The sequence below is a fragment of the Streptomyces sp. NPDC006529 genome (genome assembly GCF_040611795.1).
Classification (GTDB): Bacteria; Actinomycetota; Actinomycetes; order Streptomycetales; family Streptomycetaceae; genus Streptomyces.
On sequence record NZ_JBEXPB010000074.1, the window covers coordinates 1 to 21,395 of the forward strand.

Here is a 21,395-nt window from a genome sequence, read left to right on the forward strand (position 1 = left end):
GGCGCAGGAGCAGTTCCAGGCCCAGTTCGGGCCGCACCGCGCGCAGGCCGCCCGGGCAGTCCCGGGACGGTCTGAGACGCGGCCCCGGGCCCGGGCGCGGGACCCGGGGTAAGGCCCCCGGCGGCCTACGCCTGGTACGGCCGGGCCGGCCAAGGGGCGTCGGCCGGGCGGAGGGCCGCGACCCCGTCACCGGCCAGCGCCGCGCTCAGCGCGAGGACGCCGGTGACCAGCCCGGCGTTCGCCAGCTCCCCCGCCAGCACCCCCCGCACCAGCTCCCCCAACGGCACCCGCGCCAGCTCCATGTCCGCCTCCTCGTCCGAGACGGCGAACCGGTCCCCCTCCGCCTCCGCGAGGTCCCGCGCCAGGAAGATCCGGATCGCCTCGTCCGACCCGCCGGGCGAGGCGAAGAAGTCGGCGAGCACCCACCAGGACTCCGCCTGGACGTGGGTCTCCTCGTACAGCTCCCGCCGCGCCGCGTGCAGCGGGTTCTCCCCCGGTACGTCGAGCAGCCCTGCCGGCAGCTCCCACAGCCGGTGCCGCACCGGGTGCCGGTACTGCCGCAGCACCAGGACCCGGTCCTCCTCGTCCAGCGCCAGTACGCACACCGATCCCGGGTGCACCTGGTAGTCGCGCCGCACGACGGCTCCGTCCGGCATCCGGACCTGGTCCGACCGGACCGCCGTCTTCGCGCCCTCGAACGGGGTCCGCGCGGCGACGACCTCCCACGACTCCGCCGTGTCAGTGATGCCCATGGCCATACCCTCCCGGGAAACGCGACAGCCGGGACACGGTTCGTGCCCCGGCTGCCTACCGTATCGACCGTAGGGCGGTCGGCTCCGCGCCTACGCGCCCTGCTGGCGCGCCACGGCCGCCTTGACCAGCCCCGCGAAGAGCGGGTGCGGGCGGGTCGGACGCGAGCGCAGCTCCGGGTGGGCCTGGGTGGCCACCAGGTAGGGGTGCACCTCGCGCGGGTACTCGACGTACTCGACGAGCTTGTTGTCGGGGGAGGTGCCGGAGAAGACGAGGCCCGCCTTCTTCTCCAGCTCGCCGCGGTAGGCGTTGTTCACCTCGTAGCGGTGGCGGTGGCGCTCCTCGACGTACGGCTGGTCGTCGTAGACCTCGCGCACGATCGAGCCCTCGGCGAGCTTCGCCGGGTACATGCCCAGGCGCATGGTGCCGCCCAGGTCGCCCGCGCCCTCGACGAAGGCCAGCTGCTCCTCCATCGTGGAGATCACCGGGTGGGGGGTGGAGGCGTCGAACTCGGTGGAGTTCGCGTCCTCGATGCCCGCCAGGTTGCGCGCGGCCTCGATGACCACGCATTGCAGGCCCAGGCACAGGCCGAGCAGCGGGATCTTGTTCTCGCGGGCGTAGGTGATCGCGCCGACCTTGCCGTTGACGCCGCGGTCGCCGAAGCCGCCGGGCACGCAGATCGCGTCCACGTCGGACAGCTGCGCGGCGGCGCCGGCCGGGGTCTTGCAGTCGTCGGAGGTGACCCACTTGATCTGGACGCGGGCCTTGTTGGCGAAACCGCCGGCGCGCAGCGCCTCGGTCACCGACAGGTAGGCGTCGGGCAGGTCGATGTACTTGCCGACCAGCGCGACCTTGACCTCGTGGTCGGGGTTGTGGACCCGGTCCAGCAGGTCCTCCCAGACGCGCCAGTCGACGTCGCGGAAGGGCAGGTCGAGCTTGCGCACGACATAGGCGTCCAGGCCCTCGGTGTGCAGGACCTTCGGGATGTCGTAGATCGACTTGGCGTCGATCGCGGCGACGACCGCGGCCTCGTCGACGTCGCACATCAGCGAGATCTTGCGCTTGATGGAGGTCGGGACCTCGCGGTCGGCGCGCAGCACGATCGCGTCGGGCTGGATGCCGATGTTGCGCAGGGCCGCGACCGAGTGCTGGGTCGGCTTGGTCTTCAGCTCGCCGGAGGGGCCGATGTAGGGCAGCAGCGAGATGTGCACGACGAAGACGTTGTCGCGGCCGACCTCGTGGCGGACCTGGCGGACGGTCTCCAGGAACGGCAGGGACTCGATGTCGCCGACCGTGCCGCCGACCTCGGTGATGACGACGTCGACGTCGTCGGTCGCCATCCGCCGGATGCGGTGCTTGATCTCGTTGGTGATGTGCGGGATGACCTGCACCGTGTCGCCGAGGTACTCGCCGCGCCGCTCCTTGGCGATGACCTGCGAGTAGACCTGGCCGGTGGTGACGTTGGCCGAGCCGTCGAGGTCGACGTCGAGGAAGCGCTCGTAGTGCCCGATGTCCAGGTCGGTCTCGGCGCCGTCGTTGGTGACGAACACCTCACCGTGCTGGAACGGGTTCATGGTGCCCGGGTCGACGTTGAGGTAGGGGTCGAGCTTCTGCATCGTGACCCGCAGGCCGCGCGCCTTCAGCAGCGCACCCAGGCTGGAGGCCGTGAGGCCCTTGCCGAGGGACGAAGCGACACCCCCGGTGACGAAGATGTGCTTGGTCGTCATGGCTGTGCTGTTTCGAAAAGCAGCGGGCGGCGTCGCCAAGAGGGGGCTCCCGTGGTCGCGAGGTGAGTGAGTCCGACACCTTCCCCGGGGTCCGTGAAGGAGTATCCGGGGGCGTCGAAGCTGCGGTTTCGGGGTTCCTGATTCGCACAGGCAGACCACCGGTCCACGGGGTACCAGCCTATCAGCGACCCGGAGAGTCCGCCTCCGGCCGCGTCCGCGGCGCGCCCCGCGGGCATCCGCCGAGCGGGTCGGCCGGCGCCACCCCCGTACCCGTTGGCAACGCCAACACCGTCACCCGTTTGGCTCAGGCATATTCTTCCAAGACTTAAGGAGATCACTAGGGTGCCGTCATATCCTGCTCGGATATCACTCAGCGGGAATCGCACAACGCAAGCGCCCCTCGGGGCGGACGTGGCCGTTCGACTGGAGTTGCAAGTGTCCGGGCGCATCGAGGATTACGCACTGATCGGGGACATGCAGACCGCCGCGCTGGTCTGCCGGGACGGCTCGGTGGACTGGTTGTGTCTGCCACGTTTCGATTCCCATGCCGTCTTCGCGGCCCTCCTCGGGACCGAGGACCACGGTTTCTGGCGCATCGGCCCCGCCTTCGCGCCGGGCGCCGCCGCGCCCCGGGCCGACCGGCGCCGGTACAACGGCGATTCCCTGGTCCTGGAGTCCGAGTGGGACACGCCGCGCGGCACGGTGCGCGTGACGGACTTCATGCCGCCGCGCGAGGACCACGCCCCGCAGCTGGTCCGGATCGTGGAGGGCGTCAGTGGCCGGGTGCCGATGCGGTCCGCCCTTCGCATGCGGTTCAGCTACGGCCGGGTGGTGCCCTGGGTGCACAAGGTGGACACCCGTACGGTCGCCGTCGCGGGTCCGGACTCCGTGTGGCTGGACACCGAGGCGGAGACCTACGGCAAGGACCTCACCACCTACTCCGACTTCACGGTCGCTCCCGGTGAGCGGATCGCCTTCTGCATCAGCTGGCAGCCATCGCACAAGGAGCCCCCGGAGGCGCCCGACGCCGAGGCGGCGCTGGAGGCCACCACGCTGTTCTGGCGCGAGTGGGTCGAGCAGTGCACCTACCACGGCCCCTACCGCGAGGCGGTCGTCCGTTCCCTGATCACCCTCAAGGCGCTGACGTACGGGCCCACGGGCGGCATCGTGGCCGCGCCGACCACCTCCCTGCCGGAGGAGATCGGCGGCGTCCGGAACTGGGACTACCGCTACACCTGGCTGCGCGACGCGGCGATCACCCTGTCCTCGCTGCTGCGCACCGGCTACCGCGCGGAGGCCGCGGCCTGGCGCGAGTGGCTGCTGCGGGCGGTGGCGGGCGACCCGGAGAACCTGCAGATCATGTACGGGATCGCGGGCGAGCGGGAGCTCGGCGAGACCGAGCTGGACTGGCTGCCCGGGTACGAGAACTCCACGCCCGTGCGCGTCGGCAACGGCGCGGCGCACCAGCTCCAGCTCGACGTCTACGGCGAGGTCACCGAGGCCCTGCACCTGGGCCACATGACGGGCCTGGCGCGCAACGACTACGCGTCGCTGCTCCAGCTCAAACTGATCCGCTACCTGGAAACGCACTGGAACGAGCCGGACGAGGGCATCTGGGAGGTGCGCGGACCGCGCCGCCACTTCGTGCACTCGAAGGTCATGGCGTGGGTCGCCGTGGACCGCACGATCAAGCTGATCGAGAGCGGTGACGCGGACGGCCCGCTGGAGCGCTGGCGCGAGCTGCGCGACGAGATCCACCAGGACGTGTGCGAGAAGGGGTACGACAAGGAGCGCAACACCTTCACCCAGTCCTACGGGTCGAAGGAACTGGACGCCTCGCTGCTGCTCATCCCGCAGATGGGCTTCCTGCCGCCGGACGACAAGCGGGTCATCGGCACGATCGAGGCGATCCAGCGCGAACTGTCGACCCCGGACGGCTTCATCCTGCGCTACCCGACGGCCGGCGAGGAGGCCGGCGTGGACGGCCTGGAGGGCGACGAGGGGGCCTTCCTCGCGTGTTCGTTCTGGATGGCCGACGACCTGGCGATGATCGGCCGCGTGGACGAGGCCCGGCGCCTCTTCGAGAAGCTGCTCTCGCTGCGCAACGACCTCGGTCTGCTGGCGGAGGAGTGGGACCCGGTCCTCCAGCGCCAGGTGGGCAACTTCCCGCAGGCGTTCAGCCACGTCCCCCTGATCGACACCGCCCTGCGGCTGACGGCGAGCGGCGCGTACGGGGGGTAGGCGCCCGGGGGCGCGGCCCGCACCCCGGGCCGCTTCCCCGGCGCGCCGCGCGCGGGCCCGCCTCCTACGCTGGAGGGGTCCCCACGCCCCTGCGAGGAAGGGGGCGGCCATGGCTCCCCTCTCGAAGGCGGGCACGGCTCTCGCCGAGCTCCGCGACGATCTCTGCGGTGAGGTCCTCGCTCCGGGGGACCCGGGGTACGACGACGCCCGCACCGTGTTCAACGCCATGGTGGACCGGCGTCCCGCCGTCATCGCCCGGTGCGAGAGCGAGGCCGACGTCGTCACCGCCGTCCGCTTCGCCCGCGAGCTGGACCTGAAGATCGCGGTGCGCGGCGGCGGTCACAGCGTGGCGGGCGACGGGCTCGGGGACGGCGCCCTCGTGGTCGACCTGCGCCGGATGAACGAGGTGACGGTCCACCCGGCCGCCGGGGCCGTCCGGGTCGGCGGCGGCGCCCTGATGGGCGACCTCGACCGGGCCTGCGCGCCGTACGCGGTGGCCACCACGGGCGGGCGCGTCTCCACCACCGGCGTCGGCGGACTCGTCCTCGGCGGCGGCTCGGGCTGGCTGGACCGCGCCTTCGGCCTGTCCGTGGACAACCTCCTCGGCGTGGACCTGGTCACCGCCGACGGCGAGACCCTGACCGCGACCGCCGAGGACCGTCCCGAGCTGTTCTGGGCCCTGCACGGCGGCGGCGGGAACTTCGGCGTCGCGACCTCCCTGACCCTGCGCACCCACCCGCTGCCCGCCTTCGCCGTGGCGCTGCTGCTGTATCCGCCCGGGGCGGGGCCCGAGGTGGCCCGCGTCTACCGCGACGTCCTGGAGGCGGCGCCGCCCGAGGCCGGGGGCGAGCTGATCTTCATGACCGGGCCGCCCGCCCCCTTCGTACCGCCCGAGCTGGTCGGGACCCCGCTGTGCGGCGCGCTGGTCACCTTCGCGGGCACGGAGGAGGAGCTGCGGAAGGTGGCGGCGCCGCTGCTGGCGCTCGCGCACCCGGCGGAACTGGTCACGGCCCTGCACTACGCCGACTTCCAGTGCATGCTCGACGACCCGCCGGGGCTGCGCAACCACTGGTCGGCGGAGTACCTGACCGGCGCCCCGGACGAGCTGCTCGACGTCTTCTGCGCCCGCGCCGCCTCGACGCCCACCCAGCACGTGCTGTTCCCGCTGAGCGGCGCGGTCGCGGACGGCCCGACGGGCTACCCGGTGCCGTACCGGGAGGCGCCCTGGGCGGTGCACCCCTTCGCCGTGTGGGAGGACCCGGCCGACGACGCCCGCTGCCGGCAGTGGGTGAAGGACGTACGGGCCGACGTGCAGCCCTGGAGCACGGGGGCCGTGTACCTCAACTTCACCGGCGACGAGGGACCCGAGCGGGTCGCGGCCGGGCTGGGCGCCGCGAACCTGCGGCGCCTCGCCGAGGTGAAGGCGCGGTACGACCCCGACAACGTCTTCCGTTTCAACCACAACATCAAACCGGCCTGATCACGGCCCCGCGGACCCCTGATAGCGTCCCGCGACATGGACAACCAGGGCGGTATCACCGTTCAGCGGGCACTGGAGCTGCCGGGACTGCGCAGCGGGCTGCCGGAGGTCATGGCGGGCGCGGACCGCCTCGGGCGCACCGTGCGCTGGGTGCACGCGGGCGAGGTGCCCAACATCGCCTCGCTGCTCAAGGGCGGTGAGCTGCTGCTGACCACCGGCCTCGGGCTGGGCACCCGGCCGAGCGAGCAGCGCGCCTTCGTGCGCCGCCTCGCCGACCGGGGGATCGCCGCGCTCGTCGTCGAGCTGGGGCCGCGCTTCACCAAGCTGCCCGCGACGATCGTGGAGACGGCGCGCGCGGCCGGGCTGCCGCTGGTCCAGCTGCACCGCGAGGTGCCCTTCGTCGCGGTGACGGAGGAGGTCCACACCGAGATCGTCAACGGGCACTACGCCCTGCTCCAGCGCGCCGAGGAGGTCCACCGGCGCTGCACGCAGGCGCTCCTGGGCGGCGGCGGGATCCCCCAGGTCCTGCGCATCCTCGCCGACTTCACCGCCAACCCGGTGTTCCTGGAGACCCCCGACGGACAGCTGCTCTACGCGGCCGCCAGCACGGCGGGCGAGGCCGCGGCCGACCCCCTCCAGGTCTGGGAGGGGCTGCGCGGCCAGCGGGAGGCCGACCCCTCCGCGCACACCGTGGTCGTCGACGTACCGGGCGGCGGACCCGGCACCGGGTCGGTCCGGGCGCGCCTCGTCCTGCTGGGGGTCGGCGCGCCGCTGCTGCCCGTGCACCGGATGGCGGCGGAGCGGACCGCGGGGGTGCTGGCGGTGGTCCTGATGCAGGCCCGCCAGGAGGACGAGCTGGCGGCGCGGGGGCGTGGGGACTTCCTGACCGACCTGGCGGAGGGCCGGATCAGCGCGGAGGACGCTCCGGCGCAGGCGCGCGTCCTCGGCTTCAAGCCGGGCGCCGGGCCGCTGCTGCCGATCGTCATGCGGCTGGCCTCCGACCTCGGGGCGTCGGGGAACTGGGCGGTGCTCGCCCGCGCCGTGCTGGAGGAGCTCGCGGCGGTCGGCGTGCCGGTGCTGCTGGGCGTGCGGCCGGTGGAGGGGCGGGTGCCGCTGCTGGTGTCGCTGCGGGCGGAGTCGGAGCGTACGACGGTCGCCGACCGGGTCGCGGCGGCGCTGCGGGCCGGGGTGGAGCGGGCCGGCCTGGACCGGGCGGGCGCCCCGCCCGCGGTGGTGGTCGGCGTCGCGGGCGGCTGGGCGGCGGCCTCCGCGGGCCTGCGGCACGCGGCCGAGACGGCGACGGCCGCGCAGGGGCTGCCCGCGCGGCCGTGGTACGACGCGCGCCGGCTGGACATCGACCTGCTGCTGTGGCGGCTGCGGGAACAGCCGGACCTGGCCGCCTTCGTGGAGCGGGCCATCGGGGCGCTGCGCACGCACGACCTGACCTCCAAGCCGCCGCTGCTGCCCACGCTGGAGACGTACCTGGCGCACGCGGGCCGCAAGGCGGAGACGGCCCGGGAGCTGCACCTGAACCGCCAGACCCTGTACAACCGGCTGGCCCGCATCGCGGAGCTGCTGGGCACGGACCTGGACGACCCGGAGACGGTCCTGTCGCTGAGCCTGGCCCTGCGGGCCCGCCGGCACGTGAGCGCCGCCTCCCCGTCCTGACGGGGGCGGGGCCGCCGGTCAGCGCCCCCAGCGCTCCATCAGCTCGTCGTACACGGACAGCACCTGCGCCACCGTGTCGTCCTCCGAGGGCCACGTCCGGGCCTGGGCGCGCCCGGCCCCGGCCAGGGCGGCGCGCCGGTCCGGGGACGACAGGAGGCCGCCCACCGCGCGGGCCAGCGCCTCGGCATCGCCGTACGGGACCAGGACCGCCGCGTCCCCCACCAGCTCCGGTACGCCGCCGACGTCCGTGGCCACGAGCGCCACCCCGGCCCGCAGGGCCTCCTGGGCCAGCAGCGAGCGCGCCTCCCAGCGGCTCGGCAGCACCGCCACGTCGGCCGCGGCCAGCAGTTCGGCCGCGTCGGAGCGCCGCCCGAGCAGCCGTACGGGCAGGTCCTCGTCCATGATCCGCCGGGTCAGCTCGGCCCGCAGCGGCCCCTCCCCCGCGATCACCAGCAGCGGTACGGGGTCCAGCTCCCGCCAGGCGCGCGCCGCGTCCAGCAGCACCCCGTAGCCGCGGTGCGCCACCAGGCTGCCGACCGCGATCAGCAACGGCCGTTCCACCGCGCCCAGTTCCGCCCGCACCTTCTCCAGGTCACCGCGTGTCCGCGCCCCCGGCACCGTCACCGGCGCGAGCCGCGCGTCCCGGGCCCCCCGCAGCCGGGCCAGGTCCACCTGGTCCGAGGACGCGCCCAGGACCACCGCCGCCGACCGCGCCACCCGGCGCTCCATCAGCCGGGAGATGCGCCCGAGCGCGCCCCCGGCCGCGGGGCCGCCGCCGTGCCAGGTCACCACCAGGGGCACCCGGTGCCCGCGCAGGGCCAGCGCGGCCCGCATCGCGGCCCGCACCCCGTGCGCGTGGACCACGTCGGCGCCCGCGCAGACGGCCCGCAGGGCGCTCACCGCGTCGGGGGCGAACTGTGCGCCGGCGCCGGTGAAGTCGTACTCCCCCTCGGCCTCGACGGGCGCGCACACCGTCACCCGCAGCCCGCGCGCGGCGAGTCCGGTGGCGAGCGAGCGCACGTGCGCGCTGCTGCCCGCGCCGGCGCCGCCGAGGACCTGGACGGTGCGCAGGGGCGGCCGCCCGTACGGCTGGGCGGGGGCGGGTACCGCGGAGCTGCTCACGGGCGGGGCTCCTGGAGGAGGGAGTCAGAGACGTCGCCCAGGATGCCAGCCCGCACGCGCGTACCGGGACCATACGGGTGCGGATCCCGTACGGGAGCGGCTGATATTCACCTGACCATCACCCACATGGGTGAGGGTCAGGGGCCGTTCGTTCACGGCACGGCCACCCGCACGGGCGCGGGCCGGGCACCGACAGGACTCGGGCCCGGCACCGGCACCGGCACCGGCTAAGCGTCCGCGCGCGCCGTGGCGAGCAGTTCCTCCGCGTGCGCCCGGGCCGTCTCGGAGTCCTCCTGGCCGGCCAGCATCCGCGACAGCTCACGGATCCGGTCCTCGCCCTCCAGGACGGTGACCCCGCTGCGGGTCACGGACCCGTCGTGCGTCTTCTCCACCAGCAGCTGCCGGTCCGCGAAGGCCGCCACCTGCGGGAGGTGCGTGACGACGACGACCTGCGCGGTCTTCGCCAGCTTGGCGAGGCGGCGGCCGACCTCGACGGCCGCCTTGCCGCCCACGCCCGCGTCGACCTCGTCGAAGAGGTACGTCGGCACCGGGTCCGACCCCGCGAAGACCACCTCGACCGCCAGCATCACCCGGGAGAGTTCACCGCCCGAGGCGCCCTTGGCGATCGGCCGCGGCTGCGCGCCCGGGTGCGGGGCCAGCAGCAGCTCCACCTCGTCGGCTCCCGACGGCCCGTAGGCCACCACGCGGCCGTTGACCTCGACGCCTTCGCCCGAGGGGTCCTCGGTCTGCCGGATGTCGATGCTCACGCGGGCGTGCGGCATGGCCAGGGAGGCCAGCTCGGCGGTCACGGCGGAGGCGAAGCGCGCGGCGGCCTCCGTCCGCGCGTCGGTCAACGCCTGCGCGAGGCCCGACAGTTCGGAGCGCAGCGCGTCCCGCTCGGCGGTCAGCTCCGCGATCCGCTCGTCGTCGCCGTCGAGTTCCAGCAGCCGCTCGGCGCCCCGCTCGGCCCACTCCAGTACGGAGTCCACGGTCGCCCCGGCGGCCCCGGCGGACCCGTACTTGCGGGTCAGCTGGGTCAGCGCGGCGCGCCGCTCCTCGACGGCGGCCAGCCGCAGCGGATCGGCGTCGAGCCCGTCGGCGTAACCGGCCAGCTCCCCCGCCACGTCGGCGAGCAGGATCCCCAGCTCCCCGATCCGTTCGGCGAGGACGCCGAGCGCCGGGTCGTGGGCGCGTACGGCCTCCAGCGCCCGGTGGGCGCCCGCGACCATGGTGTTCGCGTCGACGCCCTCCGGGTCCTCCGGATTGCCCGCGAGCGCGGCGTGCGCGGCGGCGGCCGCCGAGGCCAGGGACTCGGCGTGGCCGAGCCGCTCGGCCTCCGCCGCCAGCTCCACGTCCTCTCCGGGAAGCGGCTCCACGGCCGCGATCTCGTCGAGGCCGAAGCGCAGCAGGTCCGCCTCCTGGGCCCGCTCCCGGGCCCGGGTGGTGATCGTGTCCAGTTCACCGGCCACGGCCCGCAGCCGCCGGTGGGCGGCCGCGTACTTCTCCAGCGGGACCGCGACGGCGTCCCCTGCGTACCGGTCGAGCGCCTGGCGCTGCCGCGCCGGCCGCATCAGGCCCTGCTGGTCGGTCTGCCCGTGGACGGCGACCAAATCGTCCGCCAGCTCCGCGAGCAGCCCCACGGGCACCGAGCGGCCGCCCACGTGGGCGCGCGAGCGCCCTTCCGCGGACACCGTGCGGCTGATCAGCAGGGCGCCGTCATCCAGCTCGGCCCCGGCCTCCTCGGCGCGCAGGGCGGCGGGCGCGCCGGGGCGCAGCACGATCCGGCCCTCGACGACCGCGGCCTTGGCCCCGATCCGTACGAGCGCCGGGTCGGCCCGGCCACCGAGCAGCAGCCCGAGGCTCGTGACGACCATCGTCTTGCCCGCTCCGGTCTCGCCCGTCACCGCGGTGAAACCGGGCGACAGCTCGACCACCGCGTCGTCGATGACTCCGAGCGACCGTATCCGCATCTCCTCAAGCACGTCCCAGACCATACCGAGGTTTCCCGCGCGTCACGCGCGGCGCCCTCGGGCGCGCCCCGGCGAGGCCCCGGAACGATCAGTGCGGCGCGCCGCGCCAGCCGGAGACGGGAAGCGCGAACTTCGCGACGAGGCGGTCCGTGAAGGAGGCGTGGTGCAGCCGGGCGAGCCGGACCGGCACGGCGCCCCTGCGGACCTCCACCCGGGCCCCGGCGGGCAGCTCCAGCATCCGGCGGCCGTCGCACCACAGGACGCCGTGCGGGGTGCCGGGCTGGACCTCCACCGCGAGCACCGAGTCCGGCGAGGTGACCAGCGGCTTGGCGAACAGCGCGTGCGCGCTGATCGGGACCATGAGCAGGGCCTCGACCTCCGGCCAGACCACCGGTCCGCCCGCGGAGAACGCGTACGCGGTGGAGCCGGTGGGGGTCGCGCAGACGATCCCGTCGCAGCCGAAGCCGGTCACCGGCCGGCCGTCGATCTCCAGGACCACTTCGAGCATCCGCTCCGGCGACACCTTCTGGACGGCCGCCTCGTTGAGCGCCCAGTCCCGGTGGACGACGTCGCCGTTGGTGTGGACGGACACGTCGAGGGTCATCCGCTCCTCGACCTCGTACGCCTTGGTGACGACCCGGTCGACCACCTTGTCCAGGTCGTCGCGCTCGGCCTCGGCGAGGAATCCCACCCGGCCGAGGTTGACGCCCAGCATCGGCACCCCGGAGCCGCGCGCGAACTCGGCGCCGCGCAGCAGCGTCCCGTCCCCGCCGAGCACGATCAGCAGCTCGCAGCCGTCGAGCACGCCGGGCGTGCAGTCGGTGACGAGTTCCACCTCGGGCGGCAGCGGCAGGTCGGCCGCCTCCTGCCGCAGGACGCGCACCCCCAGCCCGCAGCGCAGCAGGCCCTGGACGACCAGCTCGGCGCTGCGGATGGCCGCGGGCCGGCCGGTGTGCGCGAGCAGGAAGACGGTACGTGGTGCGGGCAAACCTGAAGCTGAATCTGTCACTGCGGCCCCTCCGCCACTGCACGGTCAACATCCGCCGGGTCGAGCGCCGGTGCCCCCGCCCTCAGCCACAGAAAATACTCGACGTTCCCGGAGGGGCCGGGCAGCGGACTGGCGGTCACGCCCAGCACGCCCAGGCCCAGCTTCCCCGCCTGCCGGGCGACCTCGCGCACCGCCTCCGCGCGCAGCTCCGTACTGCGCACGACGCCGCCGCTGCCGAGCCGGTCCTTGCCCACTTCGAACTGCGGTTTGACCATGAGGACGAGGTCGGCGTCCGGCGCCGTGCACCGCACCAGCGCGGGCAGCACCAGGCCGATGGAGATGAAGGAGAGGTCGCCCACGACCAGGTCGGCGGGGATCCCGTCGATCTGCTCCAGGGTCAGCTCGCGGACGTTCGTCCGGTCCTTGACCGTGACCCGCTCGTCGCTCTGCAGCGACCAGGCGAGCTGCCCGTAGCCGACGTCGACGGCGACGACGTGCGCGACGCCGGAGCGCAGCAGCACGTCGGTGAACCCGCCGGTGGAGGCGCCCGCGTCCAGCGCGCGGCGGCCCTCGACGCGCAGCCCCAGCGGCCGGAAGGCGGCCAGCGCGCCGGCCAGTTTGTGGCCGCCCCGCGAGACGTAGTCGGGGTCGCTGTCGTCCTTGCGGACCACGAGCGCCGCGGCGGTCTCGACCTGGGTGGCGGCCTTGGTCGCGGTCGCCCCGCCCACGGTGACCCGGCCGGCGGCGATCAGCTGCGCGGCGTGCTCGCGCGAGCGGGCCATGTTGCGGCGCACCAGTTCGGCGTCCAGGCGGCGGCGTGCCACTCCTGCCACGTTCGGTTCAGCTCCTGAGGTCGTACGGCGTGGATGCGGGCGGCGGCGCGTCGAGCGCGGTCAGCTCGTCGCGCAGGACCCGGTGTACATCCTCGTACACCTGGACGTGCCCGTCCGCCGGAAGGTGGTCGGCGTCCGCCAGCCGTTCGAGTCCCGCGTCGACCGGGGCGTGGCCGGTGGGGGCGCGTACGACGCCCAGCGGGGCGGGAGCGCCGGGCTCGGGCTCGGCGTCGGACAGGGCCCCGGGCGCGGGCTGCGGCCCGGCCTCGGGCGCTTCGTCGGTCATGCCCCGACGCTACCCCGAAGCCGGCCGCCGCCACGCACGGCTCTGCGGTACCGTCGGGCTCACCATGGCGACGATCGAAGAGTGCCGCGCGGCACTCGACAAACTCTCCGACAACCTGGCCGGATCCACCGGGGACGTGCGCGGCGCCGCCGCGCTCGACCGCTCCCTGAGCTGCCACATCACCGATCTGGACCAGACGTTCACGGGCCGTCTCGACGGCGGCAGGATCCGGGTGGACGCGGACTCCCCGCATCCCGGACCGCCCCGCGCGAAGGCCGAGATCCGCCTGTCGATGACCGGCGCGGACCTGCTGGCGATGGTCGCGGGCGAGCTGAAGTTCGCGAAGGCCTGGGCCTCCGGCCGGGTCGGCCTGGAGGCCGGCTTCCGCGACCTGCTGCGGCTGCGCAGCATGCTCTAGGACCGGGCGGCCGCCTGCGCGGGGGCGCCGGGCACGGCCGCGGCGGCGGGGGTCTTCGTACGGGCCGCGCGCGCGGCCGGGATCACCAGCGGCGTCCCCGTCTGCGGATCGTCGATGATCTGGCAGCGCAGCCCGAAGACCCGCTCCACCAGCTCCGCGGTGACGATCTCGGCGGGCGGCCCCTCGGCGACCACCTCGCCGTCGCGCATCGCGATCAGGTGCGTGGCGTAGCGGGCCGCGTGGTTCAGGTCGTGCAGCACCGCGACCAGCGTCCGCCCCCGCTCCTCGTGCAGGTGCGCGCACAGGTCCAGGACGTCGATCTGGTGCTGGATGTCCAGGTACGTCGTCGGCTCGTCCAGCAGCAGCAACGGGGTCTGCTGGGCCAGGGCCATCGCGATCCACACGCGCTGGCGCTGGCCGCCCGAGAGTTCGTCCACGGCCCGGTCGGCGAGTTCGGCGACCCCGGTCGAGGCCATGGACTCGGCGACGATCCGCTCGTCCTCGGCCGACCACTGCCGCAGCAGGCCCTGGTGCGGGTAGCGGCCGCGCGAGACCAGGTCGGCGACGGTGATGCCGTCGGGGGCGATCGAGGACTGCGGCAGCAGACCGAGCGTCTTCGCCACCTTCTTCGCGGGCATCGAGGCGATCGCGTGCCCGTCCAGCAGCACCTGACCGGCCGTCGGCTTCAGCATCCGCGCCAGGGCGCGCAGCAGCGTGGACTTGCCGCAGGCGTTGGGTCCGACGATCACCGTGAAGGAGTGGTCGGGGATCTCCACCGACAGGTTCTCGGCGATGACCCGCTGGTCGTAGCCGAGGGTCACGTTCCGCGCGGTCAGCCGCTGCACTGGGGTACTCCTTGGGTTCCGGCCCGGTTCACCGGACGGTTCGGGGGCGATGGGCCGGGGCCGCGGCGCGCGGGCCGCTCATATCCGCCCGGCCTTGCGTTCCGTGACGAGCAGCCACAGCAGGTAGACACCGCCGACCAGGCCCGTCACCACGCCCACCGGCAGCTGGTCGGAGCCGAAGACGCGCTGCGAGGTCCAGTCGGACGCCAGCAGCAGGGCGGCGCCCATCAGTGCGCCGGACAGCAGGTTGGCGCCGGGCGAGCGGGTCAGCCGGCGCGCCAGCTGGGGGGCGGCCAGCGCGACGAAGCTGATCGGTCCGGCGGCGGCGCTCGCCGCCGTGGTCAGCACGATCGCCGCGAACATCAGCAGGATCCGGGTGCGCTCCACCCGTACGCCGAGCGCGTACGCGGCGTCGTCGCCCATCTCCATCATCCGCAGCGCCCTGCCCTGCCCCAGGACCAGCGGGAAGACGACCAGGCAGGTCGCCAGCAGCGGCCACACCTGCGCCCAGTCGCGCCCGGCCAGCGACCCGGTCAGCCAGACCATCGCCCGGGCGGCGTCGACGAGCTGGGCCTTCGTCAGCAGGTACTGGATGACGGCGATCAGCATCGCGGAGGCTCCGATGCCGACGAGGACGAGGCGGTAGCCGTGGATGCCGCGCTTGTAGGCCAGCAGGTAGACCGCGACACCGGTCAGCACGCCTCCGACGACCGCGCCGGTCGCCACCTCCCCCGCGCCGCCCTTGAACAGGACGATCACGACGAGCGCGCCGACCGCGGACCCGTAGCCGAAGCCGAGCAGGTCCGGGGAGCCGAGCGGGTTGCGGGACACGGACTGGAAGATCCCGCCGGCCATCCCGAGGGCCGCGCCGACCAGGACGGCCACGAGCACGCGCGGCAGCCGCAGGTCGTTGATGACGAAGTCGTGGGCGGGGGTGCCGTCACCGACCAGGGTCCTGACGACGTCCGCCGGGGCGATCTCGAAGTCGCCGGTGCCGATGAGCAGGACGGCCAGCACCAGCACGGCGCCGAGCAGCAGCAGACCGACCGCCAGCGCGCGCGGCTCCACCCGCAGGGAGATCCCGCCGGGCCCGCGCAGCCCCCGGGAGGGCGCACCGCCGAACCTCTTCGCACCCGCGCCGCTCTTCGCGGTCTTCACGTTCACAGCTGGGCCATCCTCTTGCGCCGGACGAGGGTGATGAAGACGGGACCGCCGATGAGCGCGGTGACGATGCCGACCTGGAGCTCCGCCGGGCGCGTGATGACCCGGCCGATGACGTCGGCGGCGAGCAGCAGGGCCGGTGAGAGCACCGCCGAGTAGGCCAGCACCCAGCGCATGTCCGGGCCGGTGAAGAAGCGGACCAGGTGCGGGATCATCAGCCCGATGAAGACGATGGGACCGCAGGCGGCGGTCGCCGCACCGCAGAGCAGGGTGATCGCCGCCATCGCGGTGACCCGGGTCAGGGTGAGGTTCGCGCCGAGCGCCCGCGCGGTGTCGTCGCCCATCGCCATGGCGTTGAGCGGTCGCCCCAGGCACAGCGCGAGGACCGCGCCGACCAGGAGGAACGGCGCCACCTGGCGGACGGTGTCCATGTTCGCGGAGGCCAGCGAGCCGACGGTCCAGAAGCGCAGCTTCTCCAGCGCCTTGCTGTCCATGAGCTGCACGGCGTTGATGTAGCCGACCAGCGCCGCGCTGGCCGCCGTACCGGCGAGGGCGAGCCGCACCGGCGTCGCGCTGCGGCTGCCGCCGAGGACGTAGACGACCACCGAGACGACGGCGGCGCCGAGGAAGGCCCACCAGACGTACGCGCTCAGGGTGGACGCCCCGAAGAAGCTGATCGCGGAGACCACGGCCGCCGAGGCGCCCGCGTTGACGCCGAGGATGCCGGGTTCCGCCAGCGGATTGCGGGTCAGCGCCTGCATCACCGCGCCGGAGAGGCCGAGGCCGAGTCCGACCATCAGGCCGAGCACGGTCCGCGGCACCCGCAGATCCCTGACCACCACGTCGGCGGGGGTTCCCGTGAAGTGGAACAGGCCGTGCCAGACCTGATCGAGCGGCATCTGCTTGGCGCCCACCGCGATGCTCGCCAGCGCGATCAGCACCAGCACCGCGAGGGCGGCCGCCAGACCGGCGGCGCGCGCGGCGTGGCGCGGGCGGGGGGCGGCCGTCGCGGCCGCGCTCTGTTCGGGGGGACTCTCGACCAACACGAAAGTTAGGTTAGCCTACCCTCCGCGTTCTGCGAGTCCCCCCGCCCCCGGACCCTCTTCGACCGGCTACAGGCCGAGCCGGGCCAGCGCCTTGCCCGCGTCCAGCGTGCACGACCCGTCCCCCGCCTGCGTCCAGGCCGCCGCGCACAGCGCCCGCAGCCCGTCGAGCGGATCACCCCCGGCGTCCGCGTCCGCGTCTGCGGCATCCGTCTCCCGGCCGTCGCCGTCGCCGTCCCCGGCGCGCAGCTCCAGTACGCCGTCCCGCGCGAGCGCGGTCCACCCGCCGCAGCGGAAACCGTCCCCGGCGTCCTCCACCTCGGGCTGCCCGGTCAGCAGGCCCCGCAGGTCCCGGTCCACGTACGTCGGCCGGTGCTTCGGCTCGGCCCGCAGCAGCTGCGCCCCGTCCGTCACCCCGGTCAGCACGAGCAGCGAGTCCACCTCCCCGTGGAAGGCGCCCTCGATGTCGGTGTCCAGCCGGTCCCCGACCACCAGCGGCCGCTCGGCGCCGGTGCGCAGGATCGTTTCGCGGTGCATGGGCGGCAGCGGCTTGCCCGCCACCTGCGGCTCGGCGCCCGTGGCGATCCGTACGACCTCCACCGCGGCCCCGTTGCCCGGCGCGATCCCCCGCGCGCTCGGGATCGTCAGGTCCGTGTTCGACGCGAACCACGGCACCCCGCGCGCGATCGCGTACGAGGCCTCCGCGAAGCGCCCCCACGGGAGGTCCGGCCCGCCGAAGCCCTGGACCACCGCCGCCAGGTCCTCCTCGTCCGCCGACTCCACCGGCACGAGCCCGCGCTCGCGCAGCGCGACCCGCAGCCCCTCACCGCCGATGACCAGCACCTTGGATCCCGCCGGCACCTGATCGGCGATCAGCCGGGACACCGCCTGCGCCGAGGTGATCACCTCGGCCGCCTCGGACGGGATGCCCAGCTCGCTCAGGTGCCCCGCGACGGCGTCCGGCGTCCGCAGCGCGTTGTTCGTGACGTACGCGAGGTGCATCCCGTCGGCCCGCGCCGCCAGCAGCGAGTCCACCGCGTGCGCGATCGCCTCGCCCCCCGTATACACCACCCCGTCCAGGTCCAGCAGGGCCGTGTCGTACGCCTGGTGCAGACTGCGCTCACTGCCCGCGGGCCTGGTCCTGCTCTGCCGGGTCATCCTGACCGCCCCTTCGTCTTCTGGCCGATTCCGTGCTCCACCCTGATCATCCCGCATCGCGAGACGGGACTTACCATGCACGAATGACCACACCAGGAACCGAGGACAACGGATCGCGCGACGGACTGCGCCTCGTGCCCTTCCCCGGGCTTCGCTACGTCCCGGAGCGCGTCGGCAGTCTCGCCGCCGTCACCTCGCCCCCCTACGACGTGGTCGTGCGACCTGACGGACTCCACCACCTGGAGTCCGCGGACCCGCACAACATCGTCCGGCTGATCCTCCCCCAGGCCGCCACCCCGGACGCGCGCAACGAACAGGCCGCCCGGACCCTCGACGACTGGCTCGCCGAGGGCATCCTCAGCGCCGACCCGGAGCCCGCGCTGTACGTGTACGAGCAGCGCAGGGGCGAGATGCTCCAGCGCGGGGTCATCGGCGCGCTCGCCCTGTCCGCGGCCGATGCCGGGGTCGTCCTGCCGCACGAGGACGTCATGCCGCCCGTGGTCACCGACCGGGCCGGTCTGATGCGCGCCACCTCGGCCAACCTCGAACCGCTGCTGCTGACCTACCGCAGCGACGACGGCGCCGGCCCCGCCGGGGGCACCGGGGCGGCCGAGGTCGTCGAGGCCACCGCGTCCCGCCCGCCCCTGCTGTCGACCACCACCGAGGACGGCTTCTGCCACCGGCTGTGGGCCGTCACCGACCCCGCCGAAGTGGCCGCGGTCACCGAGGACCTCGGCCACCGCCAGGCCCTCATCGCCGACGGCCACCACCGCTGGGCGACGTACCTGCGCCTCCAGGAGGAGCACCCGGGCCCCACCCCCTGGGACTTCGGCCTGGTGCTGCTCGTGGACACCGCCCGCTATCCGCTCCAGGTCCGCGCCATCCACCGGATGCTGCGCCGCCTGCCGGTCTCCGACGCGCTGGCCGCGCTGGCGGGATCGTTCACGGTCCGCCGGGTCGACGGCCCGCTGCCGGCCGCGCTGGCCGCCCTCGGCGAGGCCTCCGCCCGGGGCAACGCGTTCCTGCTGACCGGTGACGGCGACTTCCACCTGGTGACCGACCCCGATCCGGAGCTGATCGAGCGCACGGTCCGGCACGACCGCCCGGAGGCCTGGCGCCGCCTGGACGCGACCGTGCTGCACGCGACCCTGCTGGACGCCCTGTGGCGGGTCCCGGACGCGGCCGACCACATCGTGTACATCCACGACGCCGAGGCCACCGTCGACATGGCCGAACGCAGCGGCGGCACGGCGGTACTGCTCCACCCGGTACGGGAGGACGTGGTCCGGGAGCTGGCGCGCCAGGGCGTCACCATGCCCCGCAAGTCGACCTCCTTCGGGCCCAAGCCGGCCACCGGACTCGTGCTGCGCAGCCTGGGCTGAGCGGCGTCCCCGCGCACGCCGGGCCGCGGAACGCGGCCCCGGAACGACAGAAGGGCGGCGCCCCCACGGGGGGCACCGCCCTTCGTCATGCCGTGCGTCAGGCCTTGTCGCGGCCCTGGTCCTCGAACGCGGCGTCGATCTCGTCGCGGTCGGGCTCGACCTCGTCGCGGTCGGGCTCGTCGTCGATCAGATCGTCCTCGACCACGATCTCGTCCGCGACGTCGGAGTCCGCCTCGACGCGGGCGAGCAGCTCGTCCTCGTCGTCCTCGTCGTCGTCCATCTCGCGGGCGTCGGACGCCTCGTACGCGTCGTCCTCGTCGTCCTCACGGGCGCCGGACGGCTCGTACTCCTCGTCGTCCTCGTCGTAGTACTCGGCGACACCCGAGTCGTCGGAGTCCTGGACGCGGCGGTCCTCGTCGCTGAGGGCCTCGCGGTCCTCGGCGCCCATCGCGTCGACAAACTCGACACCGTCCAGCTCGGCGAGCCGGTCGGAGGCGTCGGTCGAACCGTCCTTGTCGGACTCGATCGTCTTGGCGAACCACTCACGTGCCTCGTCCTCGCGACCGTTGGCCAGCAGGGCGTCGGCGTAGGCGTACCGCAGGCGCGCGGTCCACGGCTGCACGGCGGAGGAAGCCAGCTCCGGGCTCTGCAGGGTCACGATGGCGGCGTCGAGCTGCCCCATGTCCCGGCGGGCACCGGCGGCGACCAGGCGCATCTCGACCTGGCCGGCCTTGTCCAGCTTCTGCACCTCGGGCTCGCCGGCCATCGCCAACGCCCGCTCGGGGCGGCCGAGGCCGCGCTCGCAGTCGGCCATGACGGGCCACAGCTCGACCGAACCGGTCATCCGCTTCGCGGCACGGAACTCGGCGAGCGCCTCGCTGTACTTCTGCGTGGCGTACGCGGCGAAACCGGCGGCCTCGCGGACGGCGGCGACGCGGGAGGCGAGCCGCAGCGCGATGCGGGCGTAGGCGTAGGCCTGCTCCGGGTCCTCGTCGATCAGCCGGGCCACCATGACCAGGTTGCGCGAGACCTCTTCGGCCAGACCCTTCGGCAGGCTCAGCAGCTCCTGGCGCACGTCCGGGTCGATCTCGTGACCGGTGATGTCGTCGTCGATCGGGAGGCGCTTGATCGGCTCGCGGTCGCGGTAGTCGCTGTCGCGGTCGTCACGGCCGCCACGGTACCCACCGCGGTCGCCGCGGTCGTCACGGCGGGGGTAGCTCGGACGGTCGCCGCCACGGTCGTCGCGGCCGCGGAAACCGCCGCTCTGCGGACGGTCGCCACCACGGTCGTCACGGCGGGGGTAGCTGGGACGGTCGCCACCGCGGTCGTCGCGACCGCCGCGGAATCCGCCACGGTCGTCATCACGACGGGGGTAGCTCGGACGGTCACCACCGCGGTCGTCACGACCTCGGAAACCGCCGCTCTGCGGACGGTCGCCACCACGGTCGTCGCGACGCGGGAAGCTGGGACGGTCGCCACCGCGGTCGTCACGGCCGCCGCGGAATCCGCCACGGTCGTCATCACGACGCGGGAAGCTCGGACGGCTGCCGCGGTCGTCATCGCGACGGGGGTAGCTCGGACGGTCACCACCGCGGTCGTCACGACCTCGGAAACCGCCGCTCTGCGGACGGTCGCCACCACGGTCGTCACGACGCGGGAAGCTGGGACGGTCCCCGCCACGGTCGTCACGGCGCGGGTAGCTCGGGCGGTCGCCGCCACGGAAGCCGCCGCCCTGGGGACGGTCGCCACCACGGTCATCGCGACGCGGGAAGCTCGGACGGTCGCCACCGCGGTCGTCACGGCGGAAGCCGCCGCTCTGCGGGCGGTCGCCACCACGGTCATCGCGACGCGGGAAGCTCGGACGGTCGCCGCCACGGTCGTCACGGCCGCCGCGGAATCCGCCACGGTCGTCATCACGACGCGGGAAGCTCGGACGGCTGCCGCGGTCGTCATCGCGACGGGGGTAGCTCGGACGGTCACCACCGCGGTCGTCACGACGGAAACCGCCGCCACCGCCCTGGGGGCGCCCACCGCGGTCGTCATCACGACGGGGGTAGCTCGGGCGGTCGCCGCCACGGAAGCCACCGCCCTGGGGACGGTCGCCACCACGGTCGTCACGACGCGGGAAGCTCGGACGGTCGCCACCGCGGTCGTCACGGCGGAAGCCGCCGCTCTGCGGGCGGTCGCCACCACGGTCATCGCGACGCGGGAAGCTCGGACGGTCGCCACCCTGGGGGCGCCCACCGCGGTCGTCATCACGACGGGGGTAGCTCGGGCGGTCGCCGCCACGGAAGCCACCGCTCTGGGGGCGGTCGCCACCACG

Annotated in this window: 17 protein-coding genes and 1 pseudogene; 5 read left to right on the forward strand and 13 right to left on the reverse strand. The window is 74.1% G+C overall.

The features are described 5' to 3' along the window. Window positions 1-125: 125 nt before the first annotated feature. Both ABZY31_RS29815 and ABZY31_RS29820 read right to left on the reverse strand, forming a co-directional pair. Window positions 126-752, reverse strand: coding sequence for an NUDIX hydrolase (locus ABZY31_RS29815; protein WP_356416521.1), 627 nt, complete (start codon window positions 750-752; stop codon window positions 126-128). Between the two features lie 90 nt (window positions 753-842). Next, window positions 843-2,477, reverse strand: coding sequence for a CTP synthase (locus ABZY31_RS29820; protein ID WP_356416523.1), 1,635 nt, complete (start codon window positions 2,475-2,477; stop codon window positions 843-845). A 435-nt stretch (window positions 2,478-2,912) separates the two neighbouring features. Here ABZY31_RS29820 and ABZY31_RS29825 point away from each other — a divergent pair, with 435 nt between their 5' ends. The 3 genes from ABZY31_RS29825 to ABZY31_RS29835 all read left to right on the forward strand — a co-directional run bounded on the left by ABZY31_RS29825 (window position 2,913) and on the right by ABZY31_RS29835 (window position 7,866). Next, window positions 2,913-4,718, forward strand: coding sequence for a glycoside hydrolase family 15 protein (locus ABZY31_RS29825; RefSeq protein WP_356416526.1), 1,806 nt, complete (start codon window positions 2,913-2,915; stop codon window positions 4,716-4,718). A gap of 109 nt (window positions 4,719-4,827) precedes the next feature. Next, window positions 4,828-6,198 carry an FAD-binding oxidoreductase gene (locus tag ABZY31_RS29830; protein ID WP_356416529.1) on the forward strand — a complete coding sequence of 457 codons (1,371 nt, stop codon included), beginning with the start codon at window positions 4,828-4,830 and terminating at the stop codon, window positions 6,196-6,198. 36 nt (window positions 6,199-6,234) lie between these two features. Then, window positions 6,235-7,866 carry a PucR family transcriptional regulator gene (locus tag ABZY31_RS29835; RefSeq protein WP_356416531.1) on the forward strand — a complete coding sequence of 544 codons (1,632 nt, stop codon included), beginning with the start codon at window positions 6,235-6,237 and terminating at the stop codon, window positions 7,864-7,866. A gap of 18 nt (window positions 7,867-7,884) precedes the next feature. On the opposite strand, the gene ABZY31_RS29840 is transcribed toward ABZY31_RS29835, so the two are convergent. The 5 genes from ABZY31_RS29840 to ABZY31_RS29860 all read right to left on the reverse strand — a co-directional run bounded on the left by ABZY31_RS29840 (window position 7,885) and on the right by ABZY31_RS29860 (window position 13,065). Further along, window positions 7,885-8,988 carry a glycosyltransferase family 4 protein gene (locus ABZY31_RS29840; protein WP_356416533.1) on the reverse strand — a complete coding sequence of 368 codons (1,104 nt, stop codon included), beginning with the start codon at window positions 8,986-8,988 and terminating at the stop codon, window positions 7,885-7,887. Window positions 8,989-9,215: 227 nt separating this feature from the next. Beyond that, window positions 9,216-10,982 carry a DNA repair protein RecN gene (recN, locus tag ABZY31_RS29845; protein ID WP_356416535.1) on the reverse strand — a complete coding sequence of 589 codons (1,767 nt, stop codon included), beginning with the start codon at window positions 10,980-10,982 and terminating at the stop codon, window positions 9,216-9,218. A 64-nt stretch (window positions 10,983-11,046) separates the two neighbouring features. Then, a complete protein-coding gene (locus ABZY31_RS29850; protein ID WP_356416538.1) occupies window positions 11,047-11,946 on the reverse strand; it encodes an NAD kinase in 900 nt (299 codons plus the stop codon). A 17-nt stretch (window positions 11,947-11,963) separates the two neighbouring features. Then, the gene (locus ABZY31_RS29855) at window positions 11,964-12,779 is read right to left on the reverse strand and encodes a TlyA family RNA methyltransferase (protein WP_356416541.1); all 816 of its coding nucleotides are present in this window, start codon (window positions 12,777-12,779) and stop codon (window positions 11,964-11,966) included. A 7-nt stretch (window positions 12,780-12,786) separates the two neighbouring features. Continuing rightward, window positions 12,787-13,065 (reverse strand): hypothetical protein, encoded by a 279-nt coding sequence (locus ABZY31_RS29860; RefSeq protein ID WP_356416543.1) that lies wholly within the window; start codon window positions 13,063-13,065, stop codon window positions 12,787-12,789. A 64-nt stretch (window positions 13,066-13,129) separates the two neighbouring features. On the opposite strand from ABZY31_RS29860, the gene ABZY31_RS29865 reads away from it, so the two are divergent. Then, a complete protein-coding gene (locus ABZY31_RS29865; protein WP_356416546.1) occupies window positions 13,130-13,483 on the forward strand; it encodes an SCP2 sterol-binding domain-containing protein in 354 nt (117 codons plus the stop codon). On the opposite strand, the gene ABZY31_RS29870 is transcribed toward ABZY31_RS29865, so the two are convergent. The 4 genes from ABZY31_RS29870 to ABZY31_RS29885 form a co-directional block, all read right to left on the reverse strand. Beyond that, complete coding sequence (locus ABZY31_RS29870) at window positions 13,480-14,328, reverse strand: ABC transporter ATP-binding protein (RefSeq protein ID WP_356416549.1); 849 nt, start codon at window positions 14,326-14,328, stop codon at window positions 13,480-13,482. The two genes, ABZY31_RS29865 and ABZY31_RS29870, sit on opposite strands and share 4 nt — an antisense overlap. Window positions 14,329-14,406: 78 nt before the next feature. Further along, entirely contained in the window at window positions 14,407-15,486 is a 1,080-nt protein-coding gene (locus ABZY31_RS29875; RefSeq protein ID WP_356416560.1) for an iron chelate uptake ABC transporter family permease subunit, read from the reverse strand. Window positions 15,487-15,488: 2 nt separating this feature from the next. Next, window positions 15,489-16,535, reverse strand: coding sequence for an iron chelate uptake ABC transporter family permease subunit (locus tag ABZY31_RS29880; protein WP_356416552.1), 1,047 nt, complete (start codon window positions 16,533-16,535; stop codon window positions 15,489-15,491). 66 nt (window positions 16,536-16,601) lie between these two features. Next, window positions 16,602-17,690, reverse strand: coding sequence for an HAD hydrolase-like protein (locus tag ABZY31_RS29885; RefSeq protein ID WP_356416554.1), 1,089 nt, complete (start codon window positions 17,688-17,690; stop codon window positions 16,602-16,604). Window positions 17,691-17,773: 83 nt separating this feature from the next. Here ABZY31_RS29885 and ABZY31_RS29890 point away from each other — a divergent pair, with 83 nt between their 5' ends. After that, window positions 17,774-19,072 (forward strand): DUF1015 domain-containing protein, encoded by a 1,299-nt coding sequence (locus ABZY31_RS29890; protein WP_356416557.1) that lies wholly within the window; start codon window positions 17,774-17,776, stop codon window positions 19,070-19,072. Between the two features lie 97 nt (window positions 19,073-19,169). Here ABZY31_RS29890 and ABZY31_RS29895 read toward each other — a convergent pair whose 3' ends face one another. Both ABZY31_RS29895 and ABZY31_RS29900 read right to left on the reverse strand, forming a co-directional pair. Further along, window positions 19,170-20,147 (reverse strand): tetratricopeptide repeat protein, encoded by a 978-nt coding sequence (locus ABZY31_RS29895; RefSeq protein ID WP_356416563.1) that lies wholly within the window; start codon window positions 20,145-20,147, stop codon window positions 19,170-19,172. 564 nt (window positions 20,148-20,711) lie between these two features. After that, window positions 20,712-21,395, reverse strand: a pseudogene (locus ABZY31_RS29900) (RNA helicase); the annotation flags it as partial.

Excerpts from the sequence above, each read along its gene's own strand:
- ABZY31_RS29865 (WP_356416546.1), top strand. The coding sequence starts at position 13,130 with ATGGCGACGATCGAAGAGTGCCGCGCGGCACTCGACAAACTCTCCGAC.
- ABZY31_RS29860 (WP_356416543.1), bottom strand. The coding sequence starts at position 13,065 with ATGACCGACGAAGCGCCCGAGGCCGGGCCGCAGCCCGCGCCCGGGGCC.
- ABZY31_RS29885 (WP_356416554.1), bottom strand. The coding sequence starts at position 17,690 with ATGACCCGGCAGAGCAGGACCAGGCCCGCGGGCAGTGAGCGCAGTCTG.
- ABZY31_RS29820 (WP_356416523.1), bottom strand. The coding sequence starts at position 2,477 with ATGACGACCAAGCACATCTTCGTCACCGGGGGTGTCGCTTCGTCCCTC.
- ABZY31_RS29835 (WP_356416531.1), top strand. The coding sequence starts at position 6,235 with ATGGACAACCAGGGCGGTATCACCGTTCAGCGGGCACTGGAGCTGCCG.
- recN (WP_356416535.1), bottom strand. The coding sequence starts at position 10,982 with ATGGTCTGGGACGTGCTTGAGGAGATGCGGATACGGTCGCTCGGAGTC.
- ABZY31_RS29815 (WP_356416521.1), bottom strand. The coding sequence starts at position 752 with ATGGGCATCACTGACACGGCGGAGTCGTGGGAGGTCGTCGCCGCGCGG.
- ABZY31_RS29890 (WP_356416557.1), top strand. The coding sequence starts at position 17,774 with ATGACCACACCAGGAACCGAGGACAACGGATCGCGCGACGGACTGCGC.
- ABZY31_RS29830 (WP_356416529.1), top strand. The coding sequence starts at position 4,828 with ATGGCTCCCCTCTCGAAGGCGGGCACGGCTCTCGCCGAGCTCCGCGAC.